Genomic DNA, 13,286 nt, shown 5'->3' with positions numbered 1-13,286 from the left:
GCGCCGCGGGCGACCCGCCCGTGTTCGCCCTGGGCAGATCAGTCCTGCGGGTCGACGAGATCGCGCGCGTACGCGGCGACGGAGCGGGTGTAGCGCGGCAGATGCGGCGCGAGTGCCGTGAGAGCGACGGATGCTGCGCGCACGGCCGCCCCCGATGACACCAGTGCGAGGGCGTAGAAGGCCGCGGCCGCATCGCGCAGCGGCGCGCCGGGATCCCGCTCGTACTCCGCACGCAGCAGGTCGAGCGCCTCGTCGAGCTTGCCGAGGTTGCGGATCGTGCTCGCGAGCTGGATGACCGCCTGCGTGCGCAGGTCGTCGTCGAGGCCCGCCTCGAGCGCAGCCCGGTACAGCGGCTCGGCCTCGGCCTCGAGCCCCGCCGAGTCTCGCACGCCGGCCCGCTCGAACAGCGCACGCCCGTCGTTCTCACCCCGCTCGGCGGCCAGCTCGTCGATCACCCGCACGCGCTCCGCGTCGTCCAGCCCATCGTCGGCCCATACCGCGGCCACGCGGTCTTCCCAGTCGGTCATCGTCGTCCTCCTCTGACGGAGAAGGGGACGGATGCCGCGGCATCCGTCCCCCGTTTCACTGCGATGCAGTGATCACTCCTTGTCGGCAGCGGCCTTCTTCTTGGCCGGTGCCTTCTTCTTGGCGGGCTTCTCGGCCTCTTCGGCCTCGATCACGGCGTCGGCGTCGGCCGCGGCATCCGCGATCTCCTGCGCCTCCTCGGCGACCTCGTCCTCGGCCTCAGCCTCGTCCTCGACGGCGACGAAGCCGGTGAGGTCGACGGTCTTGCCGTTCGTGTCGACGACGGTGACCTTGCCGAGGGCGACCGCGAGGGCCTTGTTGCGAGCGACCTCACCGATCATCGCGGGCAGCTGGTTCCCCTGCTGCAGCGCGTTGACGAAGTCCTGCGGGGCCATGCCGTACTGGGCCGCCGACTGCACGAGGTACTGCGTGAGCTCGTCCTGCGAGACCTGAACGTTGACCTGCTCGGCGATCTTGTCGAGGAGCATCTGCGTCTTGAACTGCTTCTCGCTGGCCTCGGCGACCTCGGCACGGTGCACGTCGTCCTCGAGGCGACCCTCGCCCTCGAGGTGGGTGTGCACCTCGTCCTCGATGAGCTGGGCGGGAACCGGGATCTCGACCTGCTCGAGCAGCTGCTCGATGAGCTTGTCGCGCGCGGCCGAGCCCTGGGTGAACACCGACTGCTCGCCGACGCGGTCCTTGAGGCTGTCGCGCAGCTCGCCGATGGTGTCGAACTCGCTGGCGATCTGGGCGAAGTCGTCGTCGGCCTCGGGCAGCTCGCGCTCCTTGACGGACTTCACGACGACCGCGACCTCGGCCTCCTCGCCGGCGTGGTCGCCGCCGACGAGCTTCGAGCGGAAGGTGGTCTCCTCACCGGCGGTCAGCGAGTCGATGGCCTCGTCGATGCCCTCGAGCAGCTCGCCCGAGCCGACCTCGTACGAGACGCCCTCGGCGCGGTCGATCTCGGCGCCGTCGATCGTGGCGACGAGGTCGAGCTCGACGAAGTCGCCCGTGGCGGCGGGGCGGTCGACGGTCACGAGCGTGCCGAAGCGGCTGCGCAGACGGTCGAGCTCCTCATCGATGGCGCTCTCGTCGACCTCGATCGCGTCGACCTCGACGGTGGTGCCCTCGAACGCGGGCAGCTCGAAGTCGGGGCGGACATCCACCTCGACCTCGACTTTGAGGTCGCCCGAGAAGTCCTTCTCGGCCGGCCACTCGGTGACCTCGGCGCTCGGACGGCCGAGGACGCGGAGCTCGTTGGCCTCGACGGCCTGGCGGTAGAACGTGTCGAGACCCTCGCTGACGGCGTGCTCGAGCACCGCGCCGCGCCCGATGCGCTGGTCGATGATCGGCGCGGGCACCTTGCCCTTGCGGAAACCGGGGATCTGGACGTCCTGAGCGATGTGCTCGTACGCGTGCGCGATCGACGGCTTGAGCTCGTCGGGCGTGACCGTGATGTGCAGCTTCACCCGGGTCGGGCTGAGCTTCTCGACGGTGCTGTTCACCATGCTTGTTCGTTCTCCTCTATCGGACCGCGCGCGCATGCGCGGCTGAAGGTCTGGGTCGGAATTCTGTGAGGGGCCGTGATGTCGGGGCGACAGGATTTGAACCTGCGGCCTCCCGCTCCCAAAGCGGGCGCTCTACCAAGCTGAGCTACGCCCCGGGCGGGTTCGCACGCACGCGTGCGCCATTCGGCCCCGAGAAGTCTAGCCGACCCGCCCGGCCGTCGCCTGCGCGGGCCCCTCTGCTACATCCGCTCGACCCACTCGGCGCGCCAGTCGGGCGCGGGGAAGGGCTTCGTCCAGTACGCCGTCTCCTGCGCGATCCGCCCGTCGCGCAGCTCGAAGATGAAGACCGACTGGTACGGATCGCCGTCGCCGTAGTCGAGGTCGGCCTGGGCGACCCACAGATCGCCGTCGCCGATCAGCCGCCGCAGCGAGATCGTCGGCAGCTGCGGGAATCGCGTGTACACCGCGCGGCGATTGTCGCCGCCCAGGATGCGCTCCCCCGACTGCGGCCACTCCATCACCGCGTCCTCGTGGAACAGGTCGTCCATTCCGCCGACGTCGCCCGCATTCAGCGTGGCGATGAGCGCTTCGACGACCTCTCGGCCCGTGCGTGCCATGATCGGCTCCCTCCGCTCTGCCGCGCGTCGGGCTGACCTGGGGAGCGGGATGACGGCCACCATGTACTACGATTGGTCGGTGCCCGTCAGCGGGCGCACGGGGATGTAGCTCAATGGTAGAGCCTCAGTCTTCCAAACTGATGGTGCGGGTTCGATTCCCGTCATCCCCTCCACAGCCCATTGCACGGATACCCCACGACCCGCACCTAGCCTGAGGGCGAAGGAGCTGGCGGCCGACACCCGAGACGGCTGACACCGCCGCGCCCGAGGCAGGGGCGGGGTGACCGCCCCGCCGCGGCCCAGCACGCACCGGCTCTCGCCTGCATCGGGTGATTTCCGCCGACCCGCTACCGGGCGGCGTGCGCGAAGGGCAGAATCCGACTCAGGACTCGATCGGACGGAACGTGAGGGAGCACCGATGAGTACGCCCACCTCGCCTGCAGGCGCGCCCAAGCCCCGCCGACTCCCGCGCCGACCGGCGTCGAGCCTCACCGAGAAGTGGACGCGGATCGACGGCGTCGACGTGTTCTTCCGCGAGTCGCCGAATCCCCCCGCCGACGCGCGCGTCATGACCCACGTGCACGGCTTCGGGCTCTCGGGGCGGTACCTTCTGCCGACAGCCGAGCGTCTCGCCGGCGAGTTCCACACCTTCGTCCCCGACCTGCCCGGGTTCGGCCGCAGCGGCAAGCGGCGCGACATGCTCGACATCCCCGATCTCGCCCATGCGGCGGCCGATTTCCTGGACGACCGCGGCGTCGAGAAGTCGACGCTCGTGGGCAACTCGATGGGCTGCCCGGTGATCATCGAGTTCGCGCATCACTACCCCGAGCGGATCGACCGAGCGGTGCTCGTCTCACCCGCCGGCGGGCTCTTCAATCAGCCGCTCCGACGTGCGATCGCGCAATTGTCGAAGGATGCTCCGCGGGAGCCGACCCGGATGGCACGGGTCGCCGTGCCCGACTACGTCCGCTTCGGCGTGCCGAGCACCATGCGGATGTTCCGCGCGCTGACGCAGTACCCGTCGCTGCAGCGCCTGCTCGAGATGCGCATCCCGACGCTGGTCGTGCTGGGGCAGCGCGACCCGCTGCTCCCCCACGCGCACCGCGTCGACGAGGTCGCCAGTCAGACCGACAGCCACGTGCTGGTCGTCCTGCTCGAGGGCGCCGCGCACGCCATCAACTTCAGCCATCCCGGGCAGCTCGCGCACGTCATCACGCTCTTCATGGACGACAAGCCGATCGAGAACGACCCCTCATGGCCCGGCCACGTGCGCCTGTACGAGGTCCACCGCGGCAAGCATCATCCGCCGCCGCGCCCGACCGAGTGAGGTGGGTCAGACGGGCCGCGCGTCGAGATGCTCCTCGATGTGGGCGAGATAGTGCGCGGCATTGGCGATCAGGCCCGCACGCTCCTCGTCGCTGAGCTCACGGCGCACCTTCGCCGGGACGCCGGCGACGAGCGACCCGTCGGGGATCTCCGAGCCTTCGAGCACCACGGCACCGCCGGCGATGAGGCAGCCGCGGCCGATCCGAGCACCGTTGAGCACCACCGCGCCCATGCCGATCAGCGAGCCGTCGCCGATCGTGCAGCCGTGCACGACGGCGTTGTGCCCTACCGAGACGTCCTCGCCGATCACGACGGGCTTTCCCGCGTCGACGTGCACCGAGACGTTGTCCTGCAGGTTGCTGCGCGCCCCCACCGTGATGGTGTCGCCGTCGGCACGCAGCACGGCGTTGTACCAGACGCTCGCGCCCGGTCCGAGGGTGACGCCCCCGATGACACGGGCGCCGGTGGCGATGAACGATGTGGCGTCGAGCGTGGGCGTCCTGCCCGCCGCGCTGAGCACTGATGCTCCGGAAGCGATCGTCATGATCCGACTCTATTGGGCCAGGGCGTTCCGGATCGCCTCGGAGTACCACGGGGCGAGAGTGTCGGCGAAGGTCACCGTGAGGTGATCCTGGTCTCGGTAGATGTTCGCACCGCCCACGACAGGACCGCACAGCTCGTCGCCGCAGAACACGTCCGTGAAGTCGAGGAGCGTGACGTCCTCGCGCTGGTCAGCAGCGTCGCGGAGCGGGTCGTCCGCCACGAGCACATCGGAGCGCAGTCCGTCGCACTCCGCGGCATCCCGCGTGCGAAGGCACTTGTTCGGGTCGGTCTCCCAGACGGGGTTGTCGACGACGGTGATCACCGGGACGCCCTGGTCGAGCATCGCGTCCCACGCGTCGACGTAGCCCGCGACCGCCGCGTCGTACGACGAGTCGAAGCCGGCGGATGAGTACGGGGTCGTCGCGATCGCCGCCGTGAACACGGCATCGAGGCCGGCGTCGGCCATCGCCGCGGTGACGCCCTCCCGCCACTCCGTGCACGCCGCACCGAAGGCACCGGGAGTGGAGAGCGGCGTGGAGTTCCACGGGCACGCGCCCTTGAACCACGTGACGAGCTGCCAGCCCTCTTCCTCGGCGATGCGCTGGAAGGTCGACAGCAGCTGGTACGCATGGCTGTCGCCGACGAGGGCGACGCGCGGTGCGTCGGGGTCGTCGGACCCGAAGGTGCACGAGACCGGGCGGGCGTCGGTGAGCTGCACGAAGCACTGCGCGTCGGCCGGGCGGTCGATGCCGGCGAATCCGGGCGCGGGGAGGATCGTGTCGCCGAAGTCGGCGTCGGCGCACGACGCGTCGAGCACCGCGGCCGCGCCGAAGCACGGCGGCGGGTCCTCCTGGAGCTGCTGGATGTCGCGCACGCCCGCGCTGTAGGCCGGCGCGTTCACGAACCACGCGGTCGCCGCGACGACCGCCACGAGGAGCATCGCACCGAGAGAACTCCACAGCGTGACGCGCGCGGGCCGTGACGTCAGCACCTTCCAGCTGCGGGCGGGGTCTTCGACGAACTTCTTGGTGAGCCACGCGAGCACGAAGCAGAGGATCAGCAACGCGACACGGTGGTAGATCGTGAGGCCCCAGAACGGCACCGACGGCGCGATGATGATGAGCGGCCAGTGCCAGAGGTACAGCGAGTAGGAGATGTCGCCGACGAACTGCGCCGGACGGATCGCCAGGATCCGGGTGGGGTACCACCAGCGCTCGGTGTTCGACGCGGCCAGCACCGCGGCTGCGCCGAGGGTCGGAATGGCGGCCATGTACCCCGGGAACGGCGTCTGCCCGTCGAACGTGAAGATCGCGTAGACGAGGACGAGCACGCCGCCCCAGCCGAGCACGAAGCTCCCGATCGCGTTGCGGACGCGGAGCAGGGGCACCAGAGCGATGAGTGCGCCGACGCCGAACTGCCACATCCGTCCGAAGGTGACGAAGTACGCCGGGGCCGGGTTCGTGATCGTGAAGACGACGCAGAACACGAACGAGACGACCGTCACGATCGCGAGGGCCGTGATGACGGCCCGGCGGCGGGCGCCGCGGAAGAACTTCACCCCGATCCATGCCGCAAGCAGCATGATCAGCGGCCACATGACGTAGAACTGCTCTTCGAGCGACAGCGACCAGTAGTGCTGCACGGTCGTCGGGTCGCCCGAGTGGTTGAGGTAGTCGGCGCTGTTGAGCGCGAGGAACCAGTTCTCGACGTAGAACGTCGACGCGAGGATCTCCTGCACCTCGTTCGGCAGCGCCGAGGTCGGTGTGAGGTACGGCGACATCGCGACGATCGCGCAGAAGAGCAGGACGAGGAGGGATGCCGGCAGCAGGCGCCGCGCGCGGCGCGCCCAGAACTGGCCGAGTCGCACACTGCCCGTGGCCGCCAGCTCGCGCATCAGGTGCCCGGTGATCAGGAAGCCCGAGATCACGAAGAAGATGTCGACGCCCACGTAGCCGCCGGTGACCCGGCCCGGCCAGAAGTGGTACAGCACGACGGCGAGCACGGCGATCGCGCGGAGCCCCTGCACGTGCGGGATGAACCGCGACGGCTCGGCGTGCTCGGGAGAGCGGTCGCTCGGCTCGCGGGTCACGGTGGCGGCGGGCGCACGCAGATTCTGCGGCCCGAGGTCGTGATCAGCGGAAGGCACCTATCGACGTTAGCCGGTGACGGCTGACAATCCGGCATGACAGGACGGCGTCTGCGACACCGGTTAGCCGAGCCTTGTCTTGCTTGCGGAATGCCAGGCGCTGAGTAGCGTTGCAGCCACCGGAGGACGCACGCCGATCGAGGCGTCCCTCCCGAAGATGGAGGCCACCGCTATGACCAAGACGAACACCACCCCCGCCACCGCTGCCGACCCCACCGTGGCCGCCGCCAGCGCCCAGTTCCTCACCCCCGTCGTGCTCGGGCTGCAAGCCCTCGCCGTCAACGGCAAGCAGGCCCACTGGAACGTTCGCGGCGCGAACTTCATCGCCATCCACGAACTCCTCGACACGCTCGTCGCCAACGCGCAGGCGGGGGCCGACCAGGCCGCCGAGCGGATCGTCGCCCTCGGCCTCCCGGTCGACGCGCGCGTCAGCACGATCGCCGGGAAGACCTCGACCGAAGTTCCGGCGGGTTTCACGCAGTGGGAGGCGCTGATCCGCAACGTGATCTCCGACATGGACGCCGTGATCGCCGACACGCAGGCCGCGATCGACGGTCTCGACGAGTTCGACCTCACGAGCCAGGACGTCGCGATCGGCATCAAGGAGACGCTGGAGAAGGACCGCTGGTTCCTCTTCGCGCACCTCGCCGAGTGACCACGCCCGCTCCCTGCCGAGCGCAGTGAGACGAAACGCCCCGGACCTCGACGAGGTCCCGGGGCGTTTCGCGTCTCGCCGGGGCTAGGGCCGCTGCAGGAACGCGAGCACGGCGAGCACGCGTCGATGCTCGGTGCCGGACTCCTCGAGCCCGAGCTTGGCGAAGATCGCGCTGATGTTCTTCTCGACGGCCCCCACTCCGATGAAGAGCCGCTCCGCGATGCTCGCGTTGCTGCGTCCCTCCGCCATCAGTGTGAGCACGTCCCGCTCGCGAGGGGTGAGCGTGCCCAGCGGGTCGGGTCGTGCCGCGATCAGGCCCTGCACGACGAGCGGGTCGAGCACGGTGCCGCGCTCGCGCACCCGGCGCACGGCGTCGGTGAACTCCTCGAGCGACGTCACCCTGTCCTTCAGCAGGTAGCCGACTCCCCCGTCGCCGCCCGCGAGCAGCTCGCGTGCGTACACGCCCTCGACGTACTGGCTGAGCACGAGGATGCCGACCTGCGGCAGAGCCGCGCGCAGCGTCAGCGCGGCACGGATGCCCTCGTCGCGGAACGCCGGAGGCAGCCGCACGTCGAGGATCGCGACATCCGCGTCGGCATCGCGCACCCGCGGGACGATGTCGTCGGCATCGCCCCATGCACCGGCGGTGACGTAGCCGGCCTCGTCGAAGAGTCGCACCAGCCCCTCGCGCAGCAGGACCGAGTCCTCGATGAGGACGACGCGCACCGGCCTGCTCTCACTGCCTGATGCCATGCCCTCAGCATAGGGAGCGCTCACGATGCGACGGGAGTCAGCGGCACGTGCGCGCCGATGGAAGTCGGGCCGCCCGCCGGGCTGTCGACGACGAGCATGCCGCGGAGGCCCGCGACCCGCTCGCGCAGACCCTCCAGCCCGTGGCCCGCCACGTACGACGCGCCGCCGCGGCCGTTGTCGACCACCCAGACGTCGAGCATCGACGGCGCACCCGACACCGACGAGCGCAGCGCCGCCTTGAGGGTCACGGCACTCGCGCCGGAGTGCTTGACGACGTTCGTGAACAGCTCGGCCACGACGAAGTAGACCGTGCGGGCGACCTCGGGGCTCGTGACGACGTCGATGGCCGGATCGATGTCGGTGTGCACCACGAGAGGGGTGGTGGCGGCCACAGCGGAAAGCGCGGCGGCGAGCCCGCGGTCCTGCAGCAGCGGCGGAGCCACCCCGCTCGAGAGGGCGCGCAGCTCGTCGAGGGCCGCCTTCGCGTGACCGCGCGCCTCGCGCGCGAGCTCGGCCGCGGCATCCGCATCGCCCGATTCGGCACGACGCTCGAGGGCCGCGAGATCCAGCTGCAGGCGCACCAGGCGCTGCTGGGGTCCGTCGTGGATGTCGCGTTCGAGGCGGCGCAGGGCGACGTCCTCGGCGTGCACGGCGGCGCCGCGGGCCGCGGCCTCGGCGCGCACCTCGGCGGCGAGATCGTCCGACCGCCAGCGACCGAGCATGCCCTGCGCCACGGCGTGGTGACCGCGGGCGAGGCCGCCGAGCACCCAGGGCATCGTGAACGTGAAGACGATGCCGGCGATCAGGTACAGCGTGACCTCGACAGCCCATGCCGACCAACCGCCGAACATCCACGGCAGCGCGTCGGCGACGTAACGGCCCCAGTCGCCGCCGTTGTCGCGCGGGATGAACCCGCCCCAGATCCAGTAGGTGAGGCCGCCGAGCCCGACGCTGAGCCAGACCGTCGTCAGCACGAAGGAGATCGTGCTGATCACCGGGTTCACGATCATGCCGTGCACGAGGTACAGCCAGTAGTGGGCGTTGCGGATCGGCCGCGTGAGCGTCATCCAGAATCCACCGGTGCCCGGCTTGTCGCGGTTCCACTCCGGCTCGGCGATCGGGGGCAAGCCGGTGAGCCGCAGGAGCCCTCGATCGGCAAGGCCGAACCCGCGGGCGACGTACAGCGTGCCCACGACGATCGGCAGCCCGACGATGACGACGAGCAGCCCGACCCCGGTCCAGAAGAGCGACGCGAGCAGGCTGACCGAGACCATCGCCAGCACGAAGACGGTCAGCAGGTAGATGGCGCTGCCGGGTGTGCGGGTCCAGGCGCGACCGTAGTCCGCCCAGAAGCCCTCCCTCGTCGCGCCGGAGGCAGCGGTGACTCCGTCAGTGGTCATCGTGGTCATCGGAATCTCCCTCGGGACGTCGCAGGTCGGGCTCGTGGCCCGGTTCGACGACCAGGAACTGTCCCATCATGCCCTGGTCCTCGTGCCACAGCAGGTGGCAGTGATACATGTACGGAGTGGTCGGGTCGGCGTAGTCCTCGAACCGCACGAGCAGGCGGTACTCGCGGCCCTGCTCGAGAGCGATCGTGTCCTTCCAGCCCGACAGCCGCGCAGGCGGCGCCTCGCCGTCCACGTCCAGCACCCGGAACTGCGTGTCGTGCACGTGGAACGAGTGCGGCAGCGGGTTGCTGTTGCGCACCGTCCACACCTCGCTCGTGTCGACAGTGGCGACGACGTCCGCACGACCGAGGTCCATCTGGCGGTCGTTGATGCTGTGCCCCGACATCTCGAAGGCGCGGCGGGCTGCGGCATCCGACTCGTCCGCCTCCGGAAGATCGGCCAGCGTCGCCGGCAGCCCAGGAGACGGCGTGAGGGATGCCGCAGCCCGCAGCTCGAGGACGTCGAACGACGCATCGCCGGCGTGAAGAGCGGGGTCGGGCGCCTGCGATTGCAGGACGACGCGCTCGCCGGGCGACACCGCCACCACGATCTCGGCGCGCTCCCCCGGTGACAGCGGCACGCTCGTCGAGACGGCGGGTGCCTCGAGGAGGCCGCCGTCGGTGCCGATGAGGGCGAACTCGCGACCGTCCGCGAACGTGAAGTCGTACATGCGCGCACTGGACCCGTTCAGCAGGCGCAGGCGCACGTGCTCTGTCGTCACGTCGAGGTACGGCGCGACGGTGCCGTTCACGAGGATCGTGTCGCCGAGCACGCCGTCGAACTGCATGCCGATGCTTCCGGAGAAGGCGCCGTCGGCGCTGAAGGACCGATCCTGCACGATGACCGGGATGTCGTCCACGCCGTACTCGCGCGGCAGCGGCAGGGCCGCCTCCTCCTCATCCTTGATGAGGAACATCCCCGCGAGGCCGGCATCGACCTGCTCGCGAGTGCGCCCGTGGAGGTGCGGGTGGTACCAGAGGGAGGCGGCGGGCTGGTCGACGGTCCACTCCGGCTGCCAGGTCGCCCCGGCAGCGATCGGCGTGTGCGGCCCGCCGTCCATCGCGGCGGGGAGATGCATGCCGTGCCAGTGGACGGTCGTGCTCTCGGCGAGGCCGTTCGTGACCTCCACCCGCACGTCTTCGCCGCGCGACGCGACGAGTGTCGGTCCGAGATACGACCCGTTGTAGCCCAGCGTGGGCGTCTCGCTCCCCGGGAGGAACGAGGTGCGTCCCTCGGCGGCGTCGAGCTCGAAGACCCGCACGCCGTCCTCGATCGTCGACGGCGCGAGGTCGGGGATGTGCAGCGGGCGGTCGAACGTGAGCTCGCCCGCCGCGGGCGGCGTGGCGCGCGCGCTGTTCGCGCCGAACCAGATCGCACCGGCGGCGATCATCACGATCACGGCCGCGAGCGGAACGGCGACGAGGATCGCCAGCAGCCGCCGCCGGCGGCGCTGCGGAACGGCGGTCGAGGGCGCGGGGGGCGGCGGCGGAGGGGGCGGCGAGGGCGGAGCGGAAACCATGCCTCCAGCCTCGCCAGAGCGCGCGGATGGCGGCATCCGACCCCCTCCCGGACCGCGACGGGGGCTGTCCCCCGGATCCGAGGGCGGGCCGCCTACGCGAGGTGGGTCAGCCGTCCGCCGAGGAGGGTGGCGACGACCGCCATGTCGCGCAGCTGCTCGTGGTCCGCCCCGAGCGGGTCGTGCGCGCACACGGCGAGGTCGGCGCGCGCGCCCGGCTCGATCCGGGCGGGGGCGGCCGAGCCGCCGTGGGTGGACGCGCCGAGGGCGACCTCGGCCGGCACGCGCTGCGCAGCCTGCCACGGCTCGCGACCGTCTCGCGTGCGGAAGACCGCCGCCGCCATGGCCGCCCACGGGTCGAGCGGCGACACGGGCGCGTCCGATCCGAAGAGCAGGTTCGCGCCGGAATCGGCGAGCGACCGCAGCGGATAGGGCTGCGCCGTCTGGTCGGCCCAGATCGTGTCGGTGAGGTCGCGATCGTCGATCGCGTGCTCGGGCTGGACGCTCACTCCGACGCCCAGCCGGGCGAACCGCGGGATGTCGGCGTGCGCGACCAGCTGCGCGTGCTCGATCGTGCCCCAGGCGCCGGTCGCCGCGAACGCGTCGAGGGCCGCCGAGTTCGCGACGTCGCCGATCGCGTGGATCGCCGAGGCGATCCCGGCTCCGGTCGCGCGGGTCATGAGGTCGACGAGCGTCGCGCTGTCGACCGTGAGCATCCCATGGTTGTGCGGGTCTCCCGGGTAGGCGTGCGAGGTCGCCGCCGTGCGGGTTCCGAGGGAGCCGTCGGTGATCACCTTGAGCGGTCCGACACGGGCGAGATCGGATGCCGCGCCCCGCGCCGCATCGCCCGTCTGCAGTCCCTCGGCGACGGCGCGGTCGAGGAACTCCGGGTAGATCCCGAACTCCACGCGCAGCGTGTCGAAACCCCGGGCGATCCGGCGTGTCCAGGCCTCCTCGTTCCACGCCATGTCGAGGTCGACCAGTCCGACGACGCCGCGGGCGGCGGCATCCCGGGCCATCTTCTCGACCAGCGGGTCCGCGACGTGCGCCGGCACGGCATTGAGGCGTCGCGAGATCTCGAACGCCGGGTCCTCGCGCAGGATGCCGGTGCCGTCCGGCTCGAAGCCCTCGCGCCGCAGCGCCGCCGTGTTGAGCCACACGCTGTGGACGTCGGCATTGATCAGGTAGGTCGGCACCTCGCCGGTCGCGGCGTCGAGCGTCTGGAGCGTGGGAAGGTCGCCCCACAGCGCGTCACGGAACCCCGTGCCGACGCGTCGGCCGTCGGGCAGTGCGGCCGCGGCGCCCATGATCGCGGCTGCGTGAGCAGCCGAGGTCGCTCCGCCGAGGGGCTCTCGCTGCGCGGCCAGCGCCCACTGCACGACATGCACGTGGTGGTCCCACAGCCCGGGGATCAGCCACGCCCCGCGGGCGTCGAGCACGTTGCCGTCCCGGGCCAGCGCGCCCGCGGGCGCGATGTCGACGACGAACCCGTCGGCGAGGTGCACATCGACCGGCTCGTCGAGGAAGGGGTCGGTGCGCTCGGCACCGCTCAGGCGGACGTTCGCGAGGACGTCCGGGCTGTCGCCGCGCCGAGCGGTCATCGGGCGGCCTTCCGGGTGTCGAGGTCGCGCCGCATCTCACCGGCGAGGCGCGGGTCGGCGTAGGGCCCTGCGCCCGCCTCGAGTTCGGCGATGATCGTCTCGACCACTTCGTCGGGACGGTTCTGGCTGAGCTTGCGCTTGGCGACGACACGGGTCGGCGTGAGGCGGAATCCGACGGTGCCGCGCTCGAGTTTGGTGACGTAGTCCGCGTCGTTCGGCGGCTCCCACAGGAGGCGGGGCTGCGGCATCCCGCTCTCGAAGCGTGCGACCAGGCGGTCGAGCACCTCGAGGTTCTCCTGCGGACTGAGGATCTCCGGCACACCGGTCAGGTGCGCCGAGACGAAGTTCCACGTCGGCACATTGGGTCCGTCCGCGTACCAGCCCGGCGAGATGTAGCCGTGGGCTCCCTGCACGACCACGAGCAGCTCGCCTTCACCGAGACTGTGGATCAGGTCATCGGGCCGGCCGACGTGACCCACGATCGTGAGGTCGTCGCGGCCCTCGTCGAGCAGCACGGCGTAGTGCGAAGCGACGAGGCCTGCATCCGTCTGGCTGACGAGGGTGACCCACGGGTTGAGCTCGACGAGGCGACGCAGCTCGCCGACATCCGTCATGGCGAAGCTCGGGTTCTGACGCATGGGCTCCAGC

At 70.8% G+C, this 13,286-nt stretch carries 12 protein-coding genes and 2 tRNA genes; 3 read left to right on the top strand and 11 right to left on the bottom strand.

Features of this window, described 5'->3' with window-relative positions; translation table 11 throughout:
• Positions 1-38 precede the first annotated feature (38 nt).
• The 4 genes from H9622_RS13265 to H9622_RS13250 all read right to left on the bottom strand — a co-directional run bounded on the left by H9622_RS13265 (position 39) and on the right by H9622_RS13250 (position 2,650).
• A complete protein-coding gene (locus H9622_RS13265; protein WP_191766879.1) occupies positions 39-527 on the bottom strand; it encodes a tetratricopeptide repeat protein in 489 nt (162 codons plus the stop codon).
• A gap of 72 nt (positions 528-599) precedes the next feature.
• Positions 600-2,033 (bottom strand): trigger factor, encoded by a 1,434-nt coding sequence (tig, locus tag H9622_RS13260; protein WP_191766878.1) that lies wholly within the window; start codon positions 2,031-2,033, stop codon positions 600-602.
• Positions 2,034-2,114: 81 nt separating this feature from the next.
• A tRNA-Pro gene (locus tag H9622_RS13255) sits at positions 2,115-2,188 on the bottom strand.
• Between the two features lie 84 nt (positions 2,189-2,272).
• Positions 2,273-2,650 carry a nuclear transport factor 2 family protein gene (locus H9622_RS13250; RefSeq protein ID WP_191766877.1) on the bottom strand — a complete coding sequence of 126 codons (378 nt, stop codon included), beginning with the start codon at positions 2,648-2,650 and terminating at the stop codon, positions 2,273-2,275.
• 99 nt (positions 2,651-2,749) lie between these two features.
• Between H9622_RS13250 and H9622_RS13245 the strand changes: the two genes are divergently transcribed.
• Together H9622_RS13245 and H9622_RS13240 are read left to right on the top strand one after the other, a co-directional pair.
• A tRNA-Gly gene (locus H9622_RS13245) sits at positions 2,750-2,823 on the top strand.
• 245 nt (positions 2,824-3,068) lie between these two features.
• Positions 3,069-3,977, top strand: coding sequence for an alpha/beta fold hydrolase (locus H9622_RS13240; RefSeq protein WP_191766876.1), 909 nt, complete (start codon positions 3,069-3,071; stop codon positions 3,975-3,977).
• A 6-nt stretch (positions 3,978-3,983) separates the two neighbouring features.
• Here H9622_RS13240 and H9622_RS13235 read toward each other — a convergent pair whose 3' ends face one another.
• Positions 3,984-4,520, bottom strand: coding sequence for a gamma carbonic anhydrase family protein (locus H9622_RS13235; protein WP_191766875.1), 537 nt, complete (start codon positions 4,518-4,520; stop codon positions 3,984-3,986).
• Positions 4,521-4,529: 9 nt separating this feature from the next.
• Complete coding sequence (locus tag H9622_RS13230; RefSeq protein WP_191766874.1) at positions 4,530-6,665, bottom strand: acyltransferase family protein; 2,136 nt, start codon at positions 6,663-6,665, stop codon at positions 4,530-4,532.
• A 172-nt stretch (positions 6,666-6,837) separates the two neighbouring features.
• Between H9622_RS13230 and H9622_RS13225 the strand changes: the two genes are divergently transcribed.
• Positions 6,838-7,320: a Dps family protein gene (locus H9622_RS13225; protein ID WP_191766873.1), complete on the top strand. Its 483-nt coding sequence runs from the start codon at positions 6,838-6,840 to the stop codon at positions 7,318-7,320.
• An 84-nt stretch (positions 7,321-7,404) separates the two neighbouring features.
• Here H9622_RS13225 and H9622_RS13220 read toward each other — a convergent pair whose 3' ends face one another.
• The 5 genes from H9622_RS13220 to H9622_RS13200 form a co-directional block, all read right to left on the bottom strand.
• A complete protein-coding gene (locus H9622_RS13220) occupies positions 7,405-8,073 on the bottom strand; it encodes a response regulator transcription factor (RefSeq protein ID WP_191766872.1) in 669 nt (222 codons plus the stop codon).
• A 20-nt stretch (positions 8,074-8,093) separates the two neighbouring features.
• Entirely contained in the window at positions 8,094-9,473 is a 1,380-nt protein-coding gene (locus H9622_RS13215; RefSeq protein WP_225222058.1) for a sensor histidine kinase, read from the bottom strand.
• Positions 9,463-11,040 carry a multicopper oxidase family protein gene (locus H9622_RS13210; protein ID WP_191766870.1) on the bottom strand — a complete coding sequence of 526 codons (1,578 nt, stop codon included), beginning with the start codon at positions 11,038-11,040 and terminating at the stop codon, positions 9,463-9,465. Before H9622_RS13210 ends, H9622_RS13215 begins: the two co-directional genes overlap by 11 nt.
• 92 nt (positions 11,041-11,132) lie before the next feature.
• Positions 11,133-12,638 (bottom strand): amidohydrolase, encoded by a 1,506-nt coding sequence (locus H9622_RS13205; protein ID WP_191766869.1) that lies wholly within the window; start codon positions 12,636-12,638, stop codon positions 11,133-11,135.
• Positions 12,635-13,276, bottom strand: coding sequence for an FMN-binding negative transcriptional regulator (locus tag H9622_RS13200; RefSeq protein WP_191766868.1), 642 nt, complete (start codon positions 13,274-13,276; stop codon positions 12,635-12,637). The genes H9622_RS13205 and H9622_RS13200 overlap by 4 nt, the downstream gene beginning before the upstream one ends.
• Between the last annotated feature and the right edge of the window lie 10 nt (positions 13,277-13,286).

It is taken from the genome of Microbacterium gallinarum (assembly GCF_014837165.1).
Lineage (GTDB): Bacteria > Actinomycetota > Actinomycetes > Actinomycetales > Microbacteriaceae > Microbacterium > Microbacterium gallinarum.
Note: the sequence above shows the minus strand (reverse complement) of the source record. Positions and strands in the feature narration are given on the sequence as shown.